Raw genomic sequence first — 19,892 nt, forward strand, 5'->3', positions numbered from 1 at the left:
CACCGTGAACCGGCGCATCGATCTGACCGAGTACGCGGACGGCGTGCTGGCCTCGTCGCGGACCTGGATCGCGCGGGCCATCACGCTGGTCGAGTCCCGCCGGCCGGACCACCGGGAGCTCGCCCAGCAGTTGCTGGTGACGCTGCTCCCGCACGCCGGTAAGGCGCGCCGCGTCGGCATCACCGGGGTGCCGGGCGTGGGCAAGTCGACGTTCATCGACGCGCTGGGCACCACCCTGACCGGGCGGGGCCACCAGGTGGCGGTGCTCGCCGTCGACCCGTCGTCGACGCGGACGGGCGGCAGCATCCTCGGCGACAAGACCCGGATGGCCGCGCTGTCGGTGGACCCGGCGGCGTTCATCCGGCCGTCGCCGACCGCGGGCACCCTCGGCGGGGTCGCGAAGGCCACCCGGGAGGCGATGGTCGTCATGGAGGCGGCCGGCTACGACGTCGTCATGGTCGAGACGGTCGGCGTCGGCCAGTCGGAGACGACGGTGGCCGACATGGTCGACACCTTTCTGTTCCTGACCCTGGCCCGCACCGGCGACCAGTTGCAGGGGATCAAGAAGGGCGTCCTGGAGCTCGCCGACGTCATCGCGGTGAACAAGGCCGACGGCCCGCACGAGCTCGACGCCCGCCGCGCCGCCCGCGAGCTGGCCGGGGCGCTGCGGATGCTGCAGGGTTCCTCGGGGCCACGTGACTGGAACACCCCGGTGCTCACCTGCAGCGCCGCCGAGCGCACCGGTCTCGACACCGTCTGGGCGCAGGTGGTCAAGCACCAGGACACCCTCGACGCCTCCGGCGAGCTCGCCGCCCGCCGCCGGCGCCAGCAGGTGGACTGGACCTGGGCGATGGTCCACGACCGGCTGCTCGCCGAGCTGCGGGCGCACCCGCGCGTCCGGGAGATCACCCCCGACCTCGAACGCCGCGTCCGCGACGGCACGCTCACCCCCGCCCTCGCCGCCGACGCGATCCTCACCGCCTTCGGCGAACCCGCGCCGGAAGCTTCCGCGCCCCCGAGCTGAGTCCGGGGGCATGCACCACGCGGCGACCACACGGCGGCGGTGAAGGGGGCCGCACCCCTCGGCCGCCTCCGGGCGGCGGACCGGACTTACACCTGTGTGCGGCCTGCCACATAGGGTCGCAGGAAATCTCCGATGCGGCCCTCGATGGCCGTCAACTGCTGTTCGTACTGATAGAGACCGTTACGCATGCGCTGCTTCTCCTGCTCGTCGACTCGTGACTCCTCGATACTTCGCTTCACGCTGGTGACGAGCTCCTGCAGTCTGGCGGCGAGACCTCTCTCGATCTTGCTCCAGGAGCTGCGCAGCTCGGTTGCGCGATTCAGCGCGTACTGTTCTGCCGAGATCTCGGCCGAACGGTACAGATCATCGGCGAACCTCTCGGCGACCAGATCGCGCAACTTGCCGTCCGACAGCACCACCGCTCCCGCCGCGACGATGGGCCCCAACGCCGCGCCGATGCCCACCATGAGTCCCAGCGGGGGCATGACAAGGCCGATGAGGCTCGCGGCGGCCAGGGCTGCCCCGCCGGCCGCTGCTCCCGTGCCGGCGCCGATGGCCAGGACCGGATTCGGCCTGAACAGCAGTGGAACGTCGCCGCGGTGGGCCTCGGCAGCCCCCTCGCGGACGACGGAGAAGGCCAGCGAACGCAGCAGGTAGTCGGGGTCCGGCTCGGAGCTGGTTCCGGTCAGGGTTCCACGCAGCTCTTCGAAGGCCTCCTCATGAGCCTTGATCAACGGGTCGATACGATCGATGAGTTCTTTCTGGCGAGCCAGGATCAGGGGATCGATCTCCTGATTACAGAAAACCTGCATCTTTCGTTGGAGGTTGCTCATATAGCCGCTGACAATCTCGCGTTGAAGTGCCTCCCGGCCGCTCTTGGTGACCGTCTTGCGGGCGCGGTCGATCCGTCCGCTCACCTTGGCCTCCCAGGACGGGACCTTGGTGCTCAGATCCCGGAGGAAAATGGTGAATTCGGCCTTTATCTCCCGCTCGACATCTGATATCCAGCGATCGATTATCTCGCCGATCTGTCCGACGTTCTGCTGGATCTGATCCTGTGTCTGCTGGCTTTGGTCAAGAAGGTCCCGCAACTCGGCCGCAGACTTCGCCAGCAGCCCGCTCTCTTCCTGGAGGCGCCGTCGGAGATCAACGGAGCTGTGCCGAAGAAACTCGGCAAGCCTGACGAACTTGACGCGCGCGGCATCGTTTATGCAAAAGGCTTCCAAGGCTCGTTCGAGGTTATTTATTCCCGACCTTCTGAGGCCTTCTTCATCGTCGTCCAATCGTGCCCGCAGGGCGTCGCGAGCGCTGACGAAGAAAATATTCCGACCCGAGTCGGCGCCGATCTCCGCCACCGCGTTGCGACAGCGACTCTGTACCTCCCCCCGTTCCTCCTCGTCGATACGGTCGAACTGGTTAACCACGAAGAAGATATCCTCATGGCCGAGTTCCTGAACATGGCGAAGATAATTCTGCGTCTCGTGCAGCGTGAACGGACGGCCCGCGTCGGTGACGAAGATGACGGCATCCACCTGCTCGAGGAAGCCCAGGGTCACCCGCTCCCTCGCGGGACTCTCGTTGACGCCCGCCGAGTCGACGATCTCCACAGACCTTCGGAGCAGTTCCAGGGGTTGCGAGACGACGGCGAGGAGGAACGAGGGTTCGCGCGGAGCTCCATCGGCGTCGATCTGCAGCGAGACCTCGCGCTGGAACTGCTCGATACCGACCACCGTCATGCCGCCCCGGCCGTCGACACTCCGGTAAAGCTCGGCGTGCTCGTTCTCACCCCACCGCAGAACGGTGGTGAAAGCCGTCGCCGGATTCGCCTTGGTCGGCAGTAGTCGCTTCCCGAGCATGGCGTTGATCAGGGTGCTTTTTCCACTGCTGAACTCACCGATGACCATGATCCGAAACGTCTCTCTCTCGAAGACGCTGCCAGTATTTTCCAACCGAAGAAACCGATCGTCGTCGGCCGGGTCGCCGAGGAGGCCGCCAGAGCCTCGGGCGATCCTCTGAATGCTTGAATAGAGATTCTTCAGTGTGTTGACACGTGTGTTCCAATCGTCAAACTGTCCCGCGGATCGACTGTAATCCGGGCTACTCGTGTCGCCCATTATCTTCCTTCCACGGAGGACAGATTGATGCGTGCTGACCGGCGGAGAAGTTGGGCCTCTGCCAGGAGGGCGCGCCAGTGTTCAACAGATTCCGGCTGTGCGGCGAGCGCTGCCGAGTGCAGCCGCCACCACTGCTCGTCGCGGTCTCGCGCACGGACGGCCAGCCGACGGAACTCCTGCTCGACGTGATCCTCAGCACGGGCCAGCTGGTCGGCGAAGGCCGACACCACCAACTGTCTGAGCGTGTCGACGGTGTTGCGCAGACGGCGGTCCTGTCCGTGTTGAACCGCCTCACCCACCACTGCGGCGCCGACCGCGCCCACCAGGTGGGCGATCGTTTCGGAGATCATCGGTGTCAGGACGCTCTGCAGGGTTGTTCCGACGAATTCCGGCAGCCAGGAGGCTTCCCAGCCGTCCGGGTCGGCCGCTGCGCCTGCCGGCGATGCGGTATCGGCGACGATGGGCACGGGTCGATAGACGTGCGGCCCGGAGGGACCGGTGAACAACTCCTCGCCCGGCCGGTTGCGCAGGAGTTCGCCGTGCAGCCAGCCGGCCGCGTCGGAAAGCGCGGAGCTCACGGCCTCGACGATCCATGCCTGCAGTTCCTGCCGAATGACGTCGATCTGTGGGGTGACCCGCAGTTCCATGAAGGACCGGGTGGTGGTCGTGGTTTCGGAAAGCTCTGCGGCCAGGCTTGCCATGCACTGCACACGACGCCTGTCGGTCTCGGCCCGTATCCGGGCGACGAGGGTCCCCCGCTGGTCATCGAGGGCTGCGACCAGGACGATCCAGTTGAACTGCGCGCTCTCCCGCGCCGCCTGCCAGACCTGCGCCGCCCGTGCCTTCGTCGGATCGCTCCAATGGGCGTCCGCGAGGGCCCGCTCGGCGGCGTCTGCGATCAGTTCGCAGGTGGCGTTGAGAAGATGGATCCTGCGAATGGTGCGTAGACCGATGCGGTGGTGTGCGCCGGACAGCGCGGCCAACGCGCTGCGGCACTGCTCCAGACGCTCCGTAGACGCGGAACTTCGTGGGTCTGCCGGCCCCAGTAACACCTGGATCTGTGGAGCCGTCTCCCGGGCGAGGTACCGGACTCGACGCATCACCTCGTCCACCTCGTCGCCGACCTCGTCGAGCTTGGTGACGATCACGACCACGGGTGGACTATGTTGCTGGCTGACCAACGCCCCGATTCTGGCCTGGTCCGTTCCGGGCAGTGCCCGGCGCGCCTCGGTGGCGACCACCACCAGGTCGCAGTCCGTCACAACTCGGCTGAGCGTGCCGGTGTCGGCGAGCGCCGAATCCTGGCTGGTCCAGTTCTCCCAGCTCGGGGTGTCCACCAGTTCCAGGCCAGCCCGGGTCAGCCACATGCCCGAGTCCCCGCCGACGGTCACGGTTTTGTAGCCGCTGGTTCCGTGGCCCTGGCGCGACGACTCGGCAGCGGCGGTTCGGACTGCGGCAGATTGGACCACTGTTGGTCCGGTGACGATCGGCTGGACTGAGACCGGCACACATTCTGCGCCGACGAGCCTGTTAATCAGACTGGACTTACCAACGTTGGTGCCGCCTACAACGCACACCCTGGCGGCCGACGATTGGGCACGCCGTCCTGCCTGCCGTATCAACGCCGCCGCGGTGTCGGCCCCCGCCCGATCCGCGAGCAGTGCGATCCGTTTGGCGAGTTCGAACTGGGACTCGGTCGCCTCATCCGGATCTGCGTCATCCCCCGAAAGAATTGCCATCCGATCTCCAATGATCGCCGGGCGCTGGCGGGTGGAGCCGCGATGACACCGCCCAGCACGCTCGACCCTTTTTTACCACTCGAACCGGATCTGCACTGAACCAGGTCGGCCCGGGTCCAAATATTTGCTGAGGAGCATCGTAGGGCCTGGTGAAATGGAAGATTACAATCGAGGCTTATGGCCCGTATGTTCTGTATAACCCATATGTGGCTGCCGGAAGGCGGGGTGACGACGCGGCCAGGACTGCCGATGCCGATGCCGATGCCGATGCCGACGTCCTCGGCCTGCCGTTCCGCACCTGCCGATCCGATCCGGGTGCCGGACGACGCACTTCACCCAAGCAGTCGCTACCGTTCGGCTGCGGACGACCACTGAGCGATGTGCCTTCGGCAAGGGTTGGTCCGACCCTGTCCTGTCTTGCACCGGACACGAAAATTGCCTGGTCAAGCGTCTACGATGATCGCACCATCTGGTGGGGCGAGAGCTCCGGCGGCCGGGGGCGGTCCATGCGCCCCGGGACGCCTCGGTGATCGTGTGGGTTTCGGGAGTCGCGGTGGGTTATCAGCTCGGTATCGATATCGGATCCGCGAACACGATCGTCGCGGTCGCGGACGGCGGCTGGCCCCGCGTGCTCGAACTCGGGGGGCAGCGGCGGTTGCCGTCGGCGGTGTACGCGCCACCGGCTGGCGGACTGCAGTTCGCCCGCGCGGCGGCGCGGCGGGCCCAGGCCGATCCGGACCGGTCCGCGACCGACCTGTTGCGCCGGCTCGGCGACGGCGGCCCGATCCTGCTCGGCGGCGCCGCCTACAGCCGCGAGGGCCTGCTCGCCCGCCTGGTCGCCCATCTCGTCGCCCTGGCCGCCGATCAGCTCGGCGGACCCCCGGACCAGGTGGTGGTGACCTTCCCAACGTTCTGGTCCCCGGGCCGGCGGGAGACCTTCACCGACGCGATCACCCAGCTCTCCGGGCTGGAGCTGCCGGTCGTGGCCCTGCCCGCGGCCGACGCGATGGGGACGCTGCTCGCCCGCAGTTCGGTGACCCAGACGGTCGACCTCGTCGGCTGGTACGACCTGGGCGCTGGCTTCCTCGACGCCGCGATCCTGTCCTTCTCGCCCTTCGGGTTCCAGCTCGTCGGCGCGCCGGCGGGAATGCGTCACGGCGCCGGTCTCGACCTCGACGAGCTGCTGGTGGACCGGGTGCTGGCCGCGGCCGGCGCCGCGCCCGCGCACCTCGACCGGGCCGACGCCGCCACCCGCACCGCGCTCGCCCGACTGCGCCGCGAGGCCGCGCAGGCCAAGGAGATCCTTGCCGAGGAGGACGAGGTCGACCTGGCGGTGGAGCTTCCCGGCATCGACGTCACGGTCACGCTGACCCGCGGCGAGCTGGAGACGTTCGCCGGCCCGACCGTCGACGACACCGTCGAGACCTTCCGGCGGGCGCTGCGCTCGGTGCCGGCGGGCCCCACCGACCTCTCCCGCATCCTGCTGTCCGGCGGGGTGGCGCACCTGCCGCTGGTGCTGCGCCGGCTGCGTGCCGCCTTCCCGGAGATCGGCCGGATCGAGCACCGCGCGGACGCGGACGTGGCGATGGGCGCGGCGCTGATCGCCGCCGACCTCGCTGATCGTTCCGCCCGGGCCGGCGGGGCGCTGTTCGGCGCCGTGGGAGCGGCGGGCGCCGGGGCCATCGACGAGCCGTACGACGTCACCGCGGTCATCCGCCCGCCGGACGCCGCCAGCCTCACATCGCTGCCGCCGTTCCTCTCCGGGGGCGGGACGCCGCCGGGGGCCGGTGCCGCCGGGGCGACCGACGAGGGCGGGGTGACGGTCGCCGCCGGATCGTCGGACGGGGGGAGTCCGGATCCCTACGGGGCTGTGGGCGGTTCACCCGGTTCCGGCGAGGCCACCGTGCTCACACCGGACGCCGGTCACGGTCGTGGCGCCGCCGGCCCGGCGGGTGGGGGCGGCGGTGGTGCGCTCGGCCAGTCGGGCGCGGCCCCAGGTGCCTATGTCGCGGCCCCTGCTGCCTATGCCGCGGCCGCGAGCGCAGACGAGACCGGACTGCTCCCCGCCGACGCGGCGGGTCCGCCCGCGGACGCCGGCGGGTCGCACCGTGCCGGCGGGGGAGGCGGCGGGGGAGGCGGTGGCGGGATCTTCGGGTCCCGTCGGGTCATGGTGGCCGCGGCGATCATCGCCGTCCTGTTCGTCGCCATCGGGACGACCGCCGGAGTCGTGCTCACGGGGCGCGACTCGGGTTCGGGCGGGGACTCCGTGGCCGCCGTCGGGGCCTCCTTCCCAACCACGGATCCGATTCCGCCGTCGTCCAGCCCCACCTCCGAGCCGCCGCCCGCCGCGAACCTCGTCCGGGTCGCGGGCTCCTCCGAGGTCGCTCCCATCACCGAGACCGCCTACAACGAGTTCCGCCAGGCCCAGCGCAACGTCACCGTCAGCATCGAGGCGACCAGCACCGAGGACGGTTTCGCGGCCCTGTGCAGTGGCAGGGCCGAACTCGCCGACGCCTCCTTCGAGCTCACCCCGGGAGTCGTCAGGGATCCCGGATGCGCGAAGAAGGTCGTCGGGTTCGAGGTTGCGCACCACACCCTGCCGATCGTGGTCAATCCGCAGAACACCTGGCTGCACTGCCTCAACCTCAAGCAGGTCAAGCAGATCTGGGGCGCCGACTCGTCGGTGACCCGTTGGAACCAGATCGACAGCTCGTTCCCAGACGAACCGATCGCGTTCGTCGGTCCGCCCCACGACTCGGTGCAGGCGGAGGTCTTCAACGCGACCATCAGTGACGCCAGCGACCGCTCCCGCGCCTATCGGCAGGTGGACCTGAGCGGGGTTGCCAACGACGTGGCCGGTGACCGGTCGGCCATCGGATTCCTGGACTACCCCACGTACGAGACGTTCGGCAACCGGCTGCGCGGCGTGGAGATCAACAATGGCGAGGGATGCGTCGCGCCTACCGCGGTGGCCGTCGGCACCGGCCTGTACCTGCCGCTGTGCAAGCCGCTTTTCGTCTACGCCCGCACCGACGCGCTGCGCCAGCCGGCGACCGCCGCCTTCCTGCGCTACTTCCTCGAGAACGGTCGCAAGATCGCCTTCGACGCCCACTACGTGCCCCGCAGCGACGACACCGTCGGGGAGAACGTCGCCAGGCTGGAGAAGCTGACGACGGGGGTGGCGCAGGTACCCGCCTGACCGGGCGGCCGGTCCGCGCAGCACGCGGGCCGGCCGATCTCCGTGGTAGGGCGGGGTACGTCAGCCGCGCGGTCGCAGGGCGCGGTGAGCCTGCCGGCTCTCGGGCCACGCAGAGCCTGCCGCTTTCAGACCACGGTGAGCCTGCCGGCTGTCAGGCCACGCAGAGCCCGCCGGCTCTCAGGCCACGGAGTGGGCGACGGTGCAGGTGTAGGTGCCGACGATCACGTTCGTGGGGATGGCCACGCTGAGTGTCGGCTGCCAGGAGACGGTGCTCGTGGCAACGCTGTTCGCGGTGGCGGAGAAGGCGGTGCGGGAGGCATCCAGCGGCACGGCACTGACCGCGGTGGCCTGGCCAGGGGTGACCAGGGACAGCGGGCCGGTCGTGTCGGTGGCGGGGCCGGACCAGTAGGCCAGCGAGTGTCGAAAGCCTGCCTGCCGTCCGCCCCTGCGCGAGGAGGCTGCACCGCATCTCGACGACTCCCGACCAGGTCCGCGGCACGATGCTGGCCTTGGTACCACGACGGACGACGGTGAGCTTGCACCTCGGGGGCGGACGGGGAGAGTCCGGCTGGCGCGGGGGCGGGCGGAGGCCGAGGAAAGCTCTCGAGACACGCGGTCGGTTGCCCTACGTGATTGATCGCTACTCAGGGTGATAGCTTTCGCTGCGTGCCCGGCGGATCTTGCCTCTCGATACCGCAGCAGAGGGCGCTTCGGCCTCACGTAGGGGAGTAGTTCCATTGCGTAAGTCATCGCTGTTTCTTCTGAGTGCGGCCGCCGCGGCGGCCGCACTTCTCGGCACGGCGCTACCGGCCAGTGCCGCGACCGCCGACACCGTGGTGACCCTGACCCTCACCGGAGGGGCCGTGAACATCACGGCCCCGGCCACCGCCACCCTGACCGGCGCGATCGGCACGACACCCGTGTCGGGTCCGCTTGGGCTCGTCACGGTCACCGACACCCAGGGCATCGAAGCGCCCTCCTGGGTGGCCAGCGTGTCCACCACCAACTTCAACGCGCCGGTGGGATCCGGTATCGCTCCGATCCCCGTCACGAACATCCACTACGCGCCGGGGACGGTCACCCGCGTGAACAACACGGGGACCGCGACTGACGTCACCTTCACCGCCGAAAACACCCCGGTACCGACGGTGACGGCCACCGGCGGGCCGGGCATCAACTCGGCGTCGTGGAACCCGACGCTGACGGTGGACATCCCGCCCACCGCCGTCGCCGGCACCAACTACACCGCAACGATCACCCACTCCACGGTGCCGTGATCGGGGCTACGGGATGAACAGAGGCACCATCCTCGGTGTCCTCGCGGTGGTGGCCGGGATGCTTATCCCGGCCACCACCGTTCCTGCTGTGTCGGCCGCGCCCCGCAGGGGGACCGTCAACTCCGACGGGACGTTCGGGATCAGGCTGGGCGAGGTCACCGCGTCGCTGTGGAAGGACCCCCGGGCCAGGCAGTACATCGTCGACCACCTCAACCCGGGCACCACGATGCGCCGCCAGGTGGAGGTCGTGAACAACACCGACGGGCCGATGCGGATCGAGCTCTATCCGGGGGCCGCGAGCCTCGGCAGGAGTTCGTTCCACTTCGCCGAGGGGCACACGCCCAACGAGCTGACCACCTGGGTCAGTCTGGATCGGAGTGCGATTGAGGTCGGCCCGCATTCGCGGGAACAGGCCGAGGTCACCTTCGCCGTCCCCCGTGACGCCTCGCCGGGCGAGCACTACGGCGTGCTCTGGGCACAGGCAGGCAGCGCAGCGCCGGAGGGCGTCGGATTCCAGATGGTCAACCGGGTCGGGATCCGGATGTATCTGGACATCGGCCCCGGCGGCCCGCCCGCCGCCGGCTTCACCATCGCCGCACTCACCGCGAGCCGCCTGCTCGACGGGCGACTGGCGGTCGGTACCGAGATCCACAACACCGGCGGTCGGGCCCTGGACATGTCCGGCGACCTGACGTTGACCAAGGGCCCCGGCGGGCTGCAGGCCGGGCCGTTCGCGGCGAACCTCGGGACGACGATCGCCCCCGGGGAGGTCAGCCCGGTCTCGTTCGCACTCGACGGGCAGATGCCGGCCGGGCCGTGGACCGCCACGGTGAAACTGCACAGCGGGCTGGTCGAGCGGACCGCCACGGCGGTGATCCGCTTCCCGGACCGTCGCGGCGCCTCCGAACGGGTCCGCGTGAGTGGCGCCTCCACCCGCCGGGTCGCGGTCACGTCCGCGATCGCCACCGGCGGGTCGCTGTTCGGCGTCGGGATGCTGGTCATGCTCGCGCGCCGGTGGCGCCGACGCCGGTCGGCCCCCTGAGATCCGCGGTCGGCAGGTGATCAGCTCGCGCAGGCGTCGGACCAGGGGAGGCCGGGGACGAGTCGGCTCCACTCGGCCCGGCTCAGCGCCGCCCCCGGCTTCGCGCAGGCGCGTTGCCGCAGCCGCTGCGGGTCCACCGTCCCGAGCAGGATCGTGCCCCTGTCGGTGGTCAGCGCGACGGTCCCGGTGGCGGTCGTGCTCATCGCCCGCACCGGCGAGTCCAGCGTGCCCACCGGGATGAGCGCGGGCGCGGCGGCGGCGAGGTTCGAGTGGGCGACGCTGCCGGCGCTGTCCGCGCTCAGCAACTGGTCGTCGGTGGCGAAGGCGACGGTGGTCACGGGCGCGGCGTGCCCGGGCAGGCGGTGCACGACCCGAGGATGATTCGGGTCGGCGACATCGGACACCTGCAGGTTCCGGTCGTCGCCCCCGGTCGCCAGCAGCGTGCCGTCCGGACTGAACGTCACCGTGTTGACGGCGCCGGTGTGGCCCGGCACCGACCCCATCTGCGCGGGGTTGCGCGGGTCGCGCACGTTCCACAGTTGGACGGTGCCACCCACCCCGGCGATGGCGAGCACGGCGCCGTCGGGGCGAAGCGCCACCCCGGTCACCGGCCCGGACCGCCCGATCAGCAGTTGCAGAGAGGCGGGCCGGGCGGGGTCGGTGATGTCCCACAGCCCGACCGACCAGTCGACGCCGGCCGTGGCGAGCAGATGAGCCCTGGTGGACAGGGCCAGGCGGTGCACCGGCGTCGACTGGGTGCCGAGCGCGCCGACCGGGCGCGGCCTCGTCGGGTCGCTGACGTCCCACAGCCGGCCGGCGTCGGTGGCTCCGCCGGTCGCCAGCGTCCGCCCGCCGCTGTCGAAGATCACCCCGCTGGTGTGGTCGTCGGCCGAGCCCTGCGCGGCGACGGTCGGCCGGCCGGCGGCGTCCAGGCGCCACAGGTGCAGCCGGCCGGCGTCGTCGGTGCCGGCGAGTGTCGTGCCGTCCGGGCTGAGTGCGAGGTCGGAGTACGCCGACGCGCCGGCGGGCACCCGCGTCGCGGTCGGCTGCGCGAACGAGGCGATCAGCGCGTCGCGGGCCGCGGTGGTCGGGGCGATCGCGTAGGCCGCGAGGCTGAGCCGCGCGGCGAGCTGCGGATCCTGGGCGCGACGTGCGGCGGCGCCGGTGGCCAGTCGCGTCGACGCGGCCGCCCGCTCGGCCGGGCTCGCAGCACCCGGCCCGCCGCCGCCGCTCAGGACGATGACCGGAATCGCCACTGCGGCGGAGAGCAGGACCACCAGGGCGCCGGCGAGCACGAGCGCACGGGGACGGCGCCGGCGCCGGGTGGGCGGCGCGCTGTCCGGCGGACCACCCGGCGTCGTGGATGCGCTGCCCGGAGCCTGTATCGGCGGTGGGACTGATCTGCCTGGTGGGACTGATCTGCCTGGCGGGACTGATCCGCCTGGCGGGACTGATCCGCCTGGCGGAATGGGCGGCGTCGCCGGCTCACCCGCACCGGTACGCCCCGCCGGGCCAGAGGAGCCGACCCGAGGTGGTGTCGAGCCCGGCGACCCGCCGGGCGGTGGGGTCCGAGGTGGGATCGGGGGCGGGGATGCCAGCGGCGCCGGCGACATCTGGGTCGCCGGCATCGCCGCGGCCGGGGGACCACCACCGGTCGCGTACGGCGGCACCGCGGTGCCGGGGTGGCCGCCCAGCGAGGCGACCGTGGCCCCCCCGCCCTGTCCTGTGGTGGGCGGGGGCGACCCGCCGGGCGCGGGTGTCCCCGCCGAGCCGGCGAATCCTGCCCCCGCAGCGCCTGCGGGACCTGCGGTGCCGGGTGGTTGCGTTGCCGGGCTCGGGGCCGCGGCGCCACGGCCACGCCGTCCCCATCGCCGGGGCTGGGCGGCGGAGCTCTCGGCGGGCTCGTCCGGCGTTGCCCCGGGCGCCGGTCGAGCAGGCAGCGCCCCACCGCCGATCAGCGCCGTGCGCAGCTCCTCCGCGCTCGGTCGGGCCGCGGCGTCCTTCGCCATCGCGACCTCGATGAGGCCGCGCAGTTCCCCGCTGACGCCGTCGAGCCGAGGCGGCTCATTGATGATCCGGTAGAGGATCGCCTCCATCCGGCCGGTGCCGAACGGCGGCTGGCCGGTGGCGGCGAAGACCATGACCGCGCCCCAGGAGAAGACGTCGACCGCCGAGGTGATCGGCGCGTCGAGAATCTGCTCGGGCGACATGTATCCGGGCGTCCCGATGGCCTGGCGCACGTTCCGGCTCAGCTCGGTGTCGGCGTTGAACTCCCGGGCCAGCCCGAAGTCGATCACCTTCGGGCCGACCGGGGACAGCAGCACGTTGCCGGGGGTGAGGTCCCGGTGCACGATCCCGGCGGCGTGGATGGCGCTCAGCGCGGTGGTGACGCTGACGGCGAGCTGCTCGAGGTCGGCGGGCCGCATCGGCCCCCGGACCGACACGTGCCGGGACAGCGTCGGGCCCTCGACGAACTCGGTCACGAGGTACGGCTGCGGGCCGTGGGGGTCGGCGTCGAGCACGGCCGCAGTGGTGAACCGGCGCACCCGGCGCGCGCTCTCGGCCTCCCGGGCGAACCGGGCACGGAACTCGGGGCGCTGCGCGAGTTCCGGCCGGATCACCTTGATGGCCACCACGGTGCCGTCGGGGGCCCGGCCGAGGAACACCGTGCCCATCCCACCCTGGCCGAGTCGGCCGATCACCTGGTAGGGGCCGAGGCGGCGAGGATCCTCGGGCTGCAACGGGCGCGCCGTGTTCCCGGACAACGGCGGTGGTGTCGTCCCCGTCACCGTGCCCCACTCCCGCGGGGCCGTCTCGGCCCCGCATGCCCCGCCCCGCAATCACGGCACGCCGGCCTCGGCGTCCGTCTGACCCCATGTTCATACCAGGTGACGATGTAGTGCAGCGTTTCCGGATCAGACCAACACTGATGTGTTCGCGACGGTGCGCCGCCCGGTGGATGGCCAGGGCGCGGCTAGGCCGGTTTGACGGCCGGAACGCCGGCCGTCAGGTTCTGCGCGATGGCGATGTTGTCACGCACCGTGGCGTCGTCGCGGGCGATGTAGTGCGCCTGGGACGTGATCTCCTTCTGGTTCTGCAGGTAGTACCGCAGGAACGCGGCCACCGCCGGCTTGCGCAGCGATGCCTTGTTCGCGTACAGGTACAGCGGCTTGCACAGTGGCATGTACATACCGGTGCCGGCGGTGAGCGCGTTCGGCTCGACGCAGCCGCGGCCGGAGTCGAGCTTGATGGCGCGCACGGCCCGGCTCGTCGTCAGGAAGTTCGAGTAGTCCATGAAGGCGATGGCGCCGCGGTCGCCGTCGACGCGGGCCGGGATCTCGTCGAGTTCCCGGGTCTCGTAGGCGCGGGTGTTCGTCGAGCTGCCGGTCATGCTGGCGAGGAACACCTTGGCGTGGACGGTCGACGCCGCGGGGCCGATGGGTGACAGCGGAACGTTCGGGAAGCTCGGATCGACCTGGTTCCAGTTGGTCACCGTCGAGTCCCGCGACCAGATGCGGCCGACCTGCGCCGTGGTAAGGCACTGCACCCAGGTGTTCTGCCTGCTCACCACGATGGGCAGCAGGTGGTGGGCGATCTCGAAGCCGGCGACCCGAGCCCCGCAGGCCTTGTCGGGCAGCGCGTAGGAGGCCCCGACGATGTCTGCCTGGCCGGCGCAGACCTTCTGGAAACCGTCGTCCGTGTCGGTGCTGCCGACGCGGACGGTGACGCCCTTCGCCGACTCGCGGAACAGGCTGTACGCCGTCCCGGTGATCGCGGCCACCTCCGCCGAACCCGTCGTGATCACCGCATTGGGGTCGACGGCGCCGCCGCCGGCGCCCGCTGCGCCGGCGCCCGCTCCGCCCGCGCCGGCCCCGCCAGCGATCCCGGCGGCCCGTTCGGCCGCGCGCATCGTGTCGGCGGGTAGCTGGGGATGCTGATCGACCGTCGAGCGGGGCAGTGCGGCGGCGGTCACCGAGGTGCCGTCGCCCCCGCCGGTCAGAACGAGGCCGAGAGTGACGCTTCCGGCGATGAACACGACCAGCGCCAGCACGCCCGCCAAGAGCCGGCGCCTCGGCCGACCGCCCGCCGACCAGCGCCGACGCCCGCCGGCCACGGACGCCTGGGCGCCCTCACCCGACGCCGCGGCAGCGATCCCGTGCGGGCCGGCCGGCCCCGTCGGGGTGCCGGAACCCGCCCAGCCGCCCTTCGCGGCCGGACCCGACGACTCCAACGTCGGCGGCGGGGTGTGCCCGACGACGGGCGGCACACTCGGCGGCGGGGTCGTCGCGAAGGCGGCCGGGCCGAGCAGGACCGTTTCCGAGCTCGCCGGCTCGGCCACGGCGTCGCGCGCGGCGAGCAGCGCCGCCCCGAGGGCGAACTCGCCGTCGTGGCGGATCTCCAGCCGGCCCACGTCCGGGAAGTGCTCGCCGAGCAACCGGCTGACCAGCGGGATTCGCGCACCCGGACCGTAGACCGCGAGCAGGCCGAGCGCGCTGGTCTCGCCCGCCGCGGCGCGCATCGCCCGGGACAACGCCCGGACCGAGTCATCGAGCAACGGCCGGACGAGCGACTCGTAGCCGTCCCGGCTGACCTGAACGACGGTGGTCGTGTCGCCGGTGGGCACGGCGACGTCGGCGAACGTCTCCTCGGTCAGGATCTCCCGGGCCTCGGCGCAGGCCGCGCCGAGGCGGGCGCCGTCGGCCGAGGCCCGCGGGCCGCCGCGCAGACGCTCGCCCGCGTCGCCGACCAGCCCGGCGACGTGGGCGTAGAGCAGGTCGTCGAGCATCGAGGTCGACACGTCGCCGAGCCCGACCGCGGAACCGACGGGCACGTAGCCGCCGGCCGTCGCGGTGAACACCGCGGCCTCGAACCAGTGGGAGCCGAGCTGGTAGGTCGCCGCGCCGCGCCCGTCGGCCACGGGAGTGGTCTGCGAGAACAGGGCGGCCATCGCCTCCGTGGAGCTGCGGGCGACGACCGGCGTGGTGGTCTCCAGGCGGGCGAGCGCGTCGGCGAGCCCCTCCTGCCGGCGCGCCGGCCAGGTCGCCGGACTGGTCACGACGACCAGCTCCGGCGGTTCACCGCGCTGGGCGGTGGCCGTGCGGATCACCGCGTCGAGGAAGCGGGCGAGCAGGGCCGAGGCGGTGTAGCCGATCCCGCCGACGAGGATCGGCGTCGAATCTCCGAGCCAGTGCACGAAGCCGTCGGCGGTCCGCTCCGGCTGGCCGGCTCGCAGCCGGACGGCCGAGCGCCCGACGCGCACCGTGCCGTCGGCGGCGAGATGGAGCACGGTCGGAATCTGCGGCTCGCCCTCGACGGCGATGGCGGACGGCCAGCCGTTCTCCGCGATGGCGGCCGTGGTGACGTCGACGCCGGGACTGATGCCGAGCTGGTATCGCACGCGTTCCCCCGAGGTGCCGTTCTGCTTACCCCGGCACAATCCCCCGTCTGCGCCGAAGCGTGGCACGATCATAACCGCCCGCATCCGGCGGATCGTCGGTAGCAGGGGATTGATCGCTCTACGATATGGAACGGATGCCGGGCCGCACCCGGCGCGCCCTGACCCGGGAGGCCGCGTGCTCCGCCGTGCCGCGAAGTTCGAGGTGACGCTGAACCCGACCGCGCAGTCCCTGCTCGCCCCGATGTCCGCCGAGCCTCGCCAGTTCCTGCTGGACCGGGCCCTGGACGAGTTCGTCGCCGATCTCGGCGCGCTGGACGAGGCGGCCGCAGCCATGGTGCCGGGCGCCGCCCGCCCACGCATCGACACCGCCATCGACGCGGCCGCGCCCGCGGTGGTCGACGGCACCCTGCTCGTCTCCGGCCAGGAGGTGATGCAGACCTGGGAGGCGCCGCTGATGCGGGCCCTCGCGCAGGCGGTCACGACGCCGGGGGGAGCGGTGCTGGAGATCGGTTTCGGTCTCGGGCTGTCCGCCGGGTTCGTGCAGGAGGTCGGGCCCGCCCGCCACGTCATCGTGGAGGCGAACCCGCAGACCGCCGCGGTCGCCGAGCAGTGGGCGCGAGCCGACGGCCGGCGCGGCGTGGAGATCGTCACCGGGCGCTGGCAGGACGCCCTCGCCGGGCTCGGCCGGTTCGACGGCGTCCTGTTCGACACCTATCCCATGGACGAGACGGAGGTCGACGAGTACGTCATGCGTGACGCGACCTTCGCCGAGCACTTCTTCGCGCCGGCCGCGGCGGCCCTGACCGACGGCGGCGCGTTCACCTACTACTCCAACGAGATCGACTCGGTCTCCCGGCGACACCAGCGCGCGCTGCTGCGCCACTTCCGCACGTTCGCGGTCGAGATCGTCGACGGCCTGCGCCCACCCGAGGACTGCAGCTACTGGTGGGCGCCCTCGATGGCCGTCATCGTGGCCCGCGGCCCGCGGCCCGCGGCGGTCCTGACCCGCGGCGGTCCTGACCCATGGCCGTCCTGACCCACGACGGTCCCGCCCGCGCCGGTCCTGACCGGCCGGCCGCGCCGCCTTCCGTCAGGCGGGCTGGTGCTCGGGCCGGTGACCGCCGCGGACCGCGTCGTCGCGGATCTTGCCGACCAGTTCCTCGAGGATGTCCTCCAGCGCGACGAGTCCCAGGACCGAGCCCTGCGCGTCGGTGACCCGGGCGAGGTGGGCGCCCGACTGCTGCATCGTCGCGAGGGCCGTGCGCAGGCTGTCCTCGGCGCCGACATGCGCCAGCGGCCGGATCCACTTCGCCGCCACCGGGCTCGACCGCCGCTCCGGGCGGGTCTCCAGCACGTCCTTCAGATGCAGGTAGCCGGTCATCTCGTCGCCGTCGCCGTCGCCGTCGCCGTCGTGCACGGGGAACCGGGTGAACCCGGTGCGGGCGGCGAGCCGCTCGACCTCCCGGGGAGTGATCGTCGGCGGGACCGTGACCAGCCCGTCCGGCGCGAGCAGCACGGCGCGCGCCGTTCGCTCCTCGAACGACAGGGCTCCCGTCAGCAGCTCGTGCTCGTCCTCGGCGAGCAGACCTTCCCGGTGCGACTCCTCGATGAGGCCGGCCACCTCGTCGCGGGTGAAGACGCTGGCCACCTCGTCCTTCGGTTCGACGCCGACGACGCGCAGCGACATGCCCGCCACCGCGTTCAGAAGCATGATCACCGGCTTGCCCAGCCGGACGACGCCGACCAGCAGCGGAGCCAGCAGCAGCACGGCCCGATCCGGCAGGGCGAGCGCGATGTTCTTGGGCACCATCTCCCCGACGACCACGTGCAGGAAGGTCACCAGTGCCAGCGCGATCGCGAAGGACACCGGGTGCAGCAGCGCCGAGGGCAGCCCGGCCGCCTCGAAGGGGCCGTGCAGCATGTCCGCGATCGCCGGTTCGCCGAGCGCGCCCAGTCCGAGGGTGCAGACGGTGACGCCGAGCTGCGCGCCGGCGAGCATCAACGACACGTTCTCCATCGCGCCGAGGGTGATCCTCGCCAGCCGGGAACCGGCCTGCGCCATCGGCTCGATGCTCGTTCGCCGGGCGGAGATCAGCGCGAACTCGGCGCCGACGAACAGCGCGTTGAGCACCAGCAGCAGGATCGTGGCGGCGATCGCCAGCAGGCCGCTCATCGCTGCGCCGCCCGCCCGAGCGCCTCGGGCGCGCCGCCCGCGGCCGGCTGGCGTGCTCCGTCGCCGTGCGTCCGGGAGCCGGACCCGCCGCCACGCTCGCGCGGGCCGGTGGACCGCTCGCGGTGCCCCCCTGACCGATCGCGATCCCGCGTCCCCGCGGGCCGGTGCGCCGGAGCCGGGTCGTCCGCCATGGTGACCCCCCTCGGGGCCACCGGCTCCAGCCGGATCCGGTCCACTCGCCGGCCGTCCATCCGCTCGACGGTGTAGCGGACCCCCTCGACGGCCGCGGCGTCCCCCGCCCGGGGGATGCGGCCCAGCGCGCGGGCTACCAGACCGCCGAGCGTCTGGTACGTGTCGTCGGTCGGGATCGCGATCCCGGTGACGTTGCTCGCCTCCTCCGGACGAAGCAGACCGGACAGCAGCCAGCTACCGTCGTGACGGCGCAGGGCCCGGGGGGAGACCCGGTCGTGCTCGTCGACGACGTCGCCAACGATCTCCTCGATCAGATCCTCGGCGGTGACCAGACCGTCCGTGCCGCCGAACTCGTCGACGACGATGGCCATCTGCAGCCCGCCGGCCCGCAGCGTCTCCAGCAGCGGCTCCAGCAGGAGCGTGGAGGGGACCGTGACCGGCGCGACCATGACATCACGCACCGGTGTGCGCTCGCGGTCGTCTTCGGGGACGCCGACCGCGTTCTTGATGTGGATCACTCCCACGACGTCGTCGCTGTCCGCGCCGAGCACCGGGTACCGGGAGTGGCCGGTTCGCCGGGTAAGGGTGATGACCTCGCTGATCGGCTCATCGGCGTGCACCGTGCGCATCCGCATCCGTGGGGTCATCACGTCCTCGGCAGTCCGGTCACCGAACAGCAACGAGCGCTGCACCAGCGTCGCCGTCTCCTGCGACAGGGTGCCGTGCTCGGCGGACCGCCCCACCAGTGAGAACAGTTCCTGGGCGGAGCGGGCCGAGGCCAGCTCCTCCTGCGGTTCGATGCCGAGGCGGCGCAGCACGGCGTTCGCGGTCGCGTTCAGGAAGCGGATCAGCAGCCCGGTGGCCCGGGTGAACATCCGCTGCGGGCCCTGCACCGCCTTGGCCGTTTCAAGCGGATGGGCCAGCGCCAGGTTCTTGGGGACGAGTTCGCCGAACACCATCGTCACGGCGGTGGCGAGCACCATGGCCACCACCACGGACAAGGCGCCGGCCAGCCCGTCGGAGGCGCCGAGCGAGGTCAGCGGCCCGCGCAGCAGCGTGGCGATGGCGGGCTCGGTCAGGAAACCGATCGCCAGGTTCGTGACCGTGATCCCGAGCTGGGCGCCGGACAGTTGGGTGGACAGGCCACGCAGGGCGGCGAGCACACCCCGGGCGCCCCGCTCACCCCGGTCGGCGGCCCGCTGCACCGACGGCCGGTCGGCGGTGACGAGGGCGAACTCGGCGGCCACGAAAACCCCGCAGGTGGCCACGAGCGCCAGGCCGAGCACCAGCAGAAGCGCCTCGATCATCGGTCGACCCCCGCGGGCGCTTCTCCACGCGTGGGCCGGCCGGAACTACATCCGGCGTCGTCGGAGTCCTTCATGATCCCTTCCGGTCGGTCCGGGTCGGCCCGTGCGCTGGGCTTACCCGCGTCACGCGGGTTCAACGCGCCGGGCAGCCCGTCCGTTTCACGATGACCTGTCGTCGCCGGACGGTCCAGACCTCGGGGGGCGTTCGGTAGTAGATCACTGCGTGGTCCCGGGGCCGCGTGCCGGCCGAAGCCCCATCGCCCGGCCACGATCCGCCACGACCGTCGCCGCGTACACGGGCGGCCGGCCGCGGACGGCGGCCTTGAAAGGCCGGTCGCGGGCCCGGGCGATCGCCAGGATGGGAGGAAGCGGCTCGGGTCCGACACGCACGAATTCCTCGGGTGTCACGGAGGGTGACAGCGGGAAG

The 19,892-nt window shown here is 71.7% G+C and carries 12 protein-coding genes; 6 read left to right on the plus strand and 6 right to left on the minus strand.

The window, feature by feature from the left end; genetic code table 11:
* Positions 1 to 4 precede the first annotated feature (4 nt).
* Positions 5 to 1,024, plus strand: a complete 1,020-nt coding sequence (gene meaB, locus AC5R91_RS28475; RefSeq protein ID WP_495394363.1) for a methylmalonyl Co-A mutase-associated GTPase MeaB — start codon at positions 5 to 7, stop codon at positions 1,022 to 1,024.
* A gap of 86 nt (positions 1,025 to 1,110) precedes the next feature.
* On the opposite strand, the gene AC5R91_RS28480 is transcribed toward meaB, so the two are convergent.
* Together AC5R91_RS28480 and AC5R91_RS28485 are read right to left on the minus strand one after the other, a co-directional pair.
* Positions 1,111 to 3,138, minus strand: a complete 2,028-nt coding sequence (locus AC5R91_RS28480; protein WP_495394364.1) for a dynamin family protein — start codon at positions 3,136 to 3,138, stop codon at positions 1,111 to 1,113.
* Complete coding sequence (locus AC5R91_RS28485) at positions 3,138 to 4,877, minus strand: GTPase (protein ID WP_495394365.1); 1,740 nt, start codon at positions 4,875 to 4,877, stop codon at positions 3,138 to 3,140. Before AC5R91_RS28485 ends, AC5R91_RS28480 begins: the two co-directional genes overlap by 1 nt.
* A 526-nt stretch (positions 4,878 to 5,403) precedes the next feature.
* Between AC5R91_RS28485 and AC5R91_RS28490 the strand changes: the two genes are divergently transcribed.
* From AC5R91_RS28490 to AC5R91_RS28505, 4 genes are all read left to right on the plus strand, one after another.
* Entirely contained in the window at positions 5,404 to 8,076 is a 2,673-nt protein-coding gene (locus AC5R91_RS28490) for an Hsp70 family protein (RefSeq protein ID WP_495394366.1), read from the plus strand.
* Positions 8,077 to 8,287: 211 nt separating this feature from the next.
* Entirely contained in the window at positions 8,288 to 8,485 is a 198-nt protein-coding gene (locus tag AC5R91_RS28495; protein ID WP_495394367.1) for a hypothetical protein, read from the plus strand.
* A 328-nt stretch (positions 8,486 to 8,813) separates the two neighbouring features.
* A complete protein-coding gene (locus AC5R91_RS28500) occupies positions 8,814 to 9,353 on the plus strand; it encodes a hypothetical protein (RefSeq protein WP_495394368.1) in 540 nt (179 codons plus the stop codon).
* Positions 9,354 to 9,366: 13 nt separating this feature from the next.
* Positions 9,367 to 10,395: a hypothetical protein gene (locus AC5R91_RS28505; RefSeq protein WP_495394369.1), complete on the plus strand. Its 1,029-nt coding sequence runs from the start codon at positions 9,367 to 9,369 to the stop codon at positions 10,393 to 10,395.
* Between the two features lie 20 nt (positions 10,396 to 10,415).
* Here the strand turns inward: AC5R91_RS28505 and AC5R91_RS28510 are convergent, their stop codons facing one another.
* Together AC5R91_RS28510 and AC5R91_RS28515 are read right to left on the minus strand one after the other, a co-directional pair.
* Positions 10,416 to 13,184: a WD40 repeat domain-containing serine/threonine protein kinase gene (locus tag AC5R91_RS28510; RefSeq protein WP_495394370.1), complete on the minus strand. Its 2,769-nt coding sequence runs from the start codon at positions 13,182 to 13,184 to the stop codon at positions 10,416 to 10,418.
* A gap of 185 nt (positions 13,185 to 13,369) precedes the next feature.
* Positions 13,370 to 15,859 carry a substrate-binding domain-containing protein gene (locus tag AC5R91_RS28515; protein ID WP_495394371.1) on the minus strand — a complete coding sequence of 830 codons (2,490 nt, stop codon included), beginning with the start codon at positions 15,857 to 15,859 and terminating at the stop codon, positions 13,370 to 13,372.
* Between the two features lie 109 nt (positions 15,860 to 15,968).
* On the opposite strand from AC5R91_RS28515, the gene AC5R91_RS28520 reads away from it, so the two are divergent.
* Entirely contained in the window at positions 15,969 to 16,829 is an 861-nt protein-coding gene (locus AC5R91_RS28520) for a class I SAM-dependent methyltransferase (protein WP_495394372.1), read from the plus strand.
* Between the two features lie 54 nt (positions 16,830 to 16,883).
* Here AC5R91_RS28520 and AC5R91_RS28525 read toward each other — a convergent pair whose 3' ends face one another.
* Both AC5R91_RS28525 and AC5R91_RS28530 read right to left on the minus strand, forming a co-directional pair.
* Positions 16,884 to 17,966, minus strand: coding sequence for a hemolysin family protein (locus tag AC5R91_RS28525; protein WP_495394373.1), 1,083 nt, complete (start codon positions 17,964 to 17,966; stop codon positions 16,884 to 16,886).
* Positions 17,963 to 19,465 (minus strand): hemolysin family protein, encoded by a 1,503-nt coding sequence (locus AC5R91_RS28530; RefSeq protein ID WP_495394374.1) that lies wholly within the window; start codon positions 19,463 to 19,465, stop codon positions 17,963 to 17,965. Before AC5R91_RS28530 ends, AC5R91_RS28525 begins: the two co-directional genes overlap by 4 nt.
* Positions 19,466 to 19,892: the final 427 nt, after the last annotated feature.

Source organism: Frankia sp. BMG5.60 (genome assembly GCF_059428125.1).

What these genes read in the sequence shown, in the direction of transcription:
- AC5R91_RS28480 (WP_495394364.1), bottom strand. Translation starts at nt 3,138, where the DNA reads ATGGGCGACACGAGTAGCCCGGATTACAGTCGATCCGCGGGACAGTTT.
- AC5R91_RS28485 (WP_495394365.1), bottom strand. Translation starts at nt 4,877, where the DNA reads ATGGCAATTCTTTCGGGGGATGACGCAGATCCGGATGAGGCGACCGAG.
- AC5R91_RS28505 (WP_495394369.1), top strand. Translation starts at nt 9,367, where the DNA reads ATGAACAGAGGCACCATCCTCGGTGTCCTCGCGGTGGTGGCCGGGATG.
- AC5R91_RS28525 (WP_495394373.1), bottom strand. Translation starts at nt 17,966, where the DNA reads ATGAGCGGCCTGCTGGCGATCGCCGCCACGATCCTGCTGCTGGTGCTC.
- AC5R91_RS28530 (WP_495394374.1), bottom strand. Translation starts at nt 19,465, where the DNA reads ATGATCGAGGCGCTTCTGCTGGTGCTCGGCCTGGCGCTCGTGGCCACC.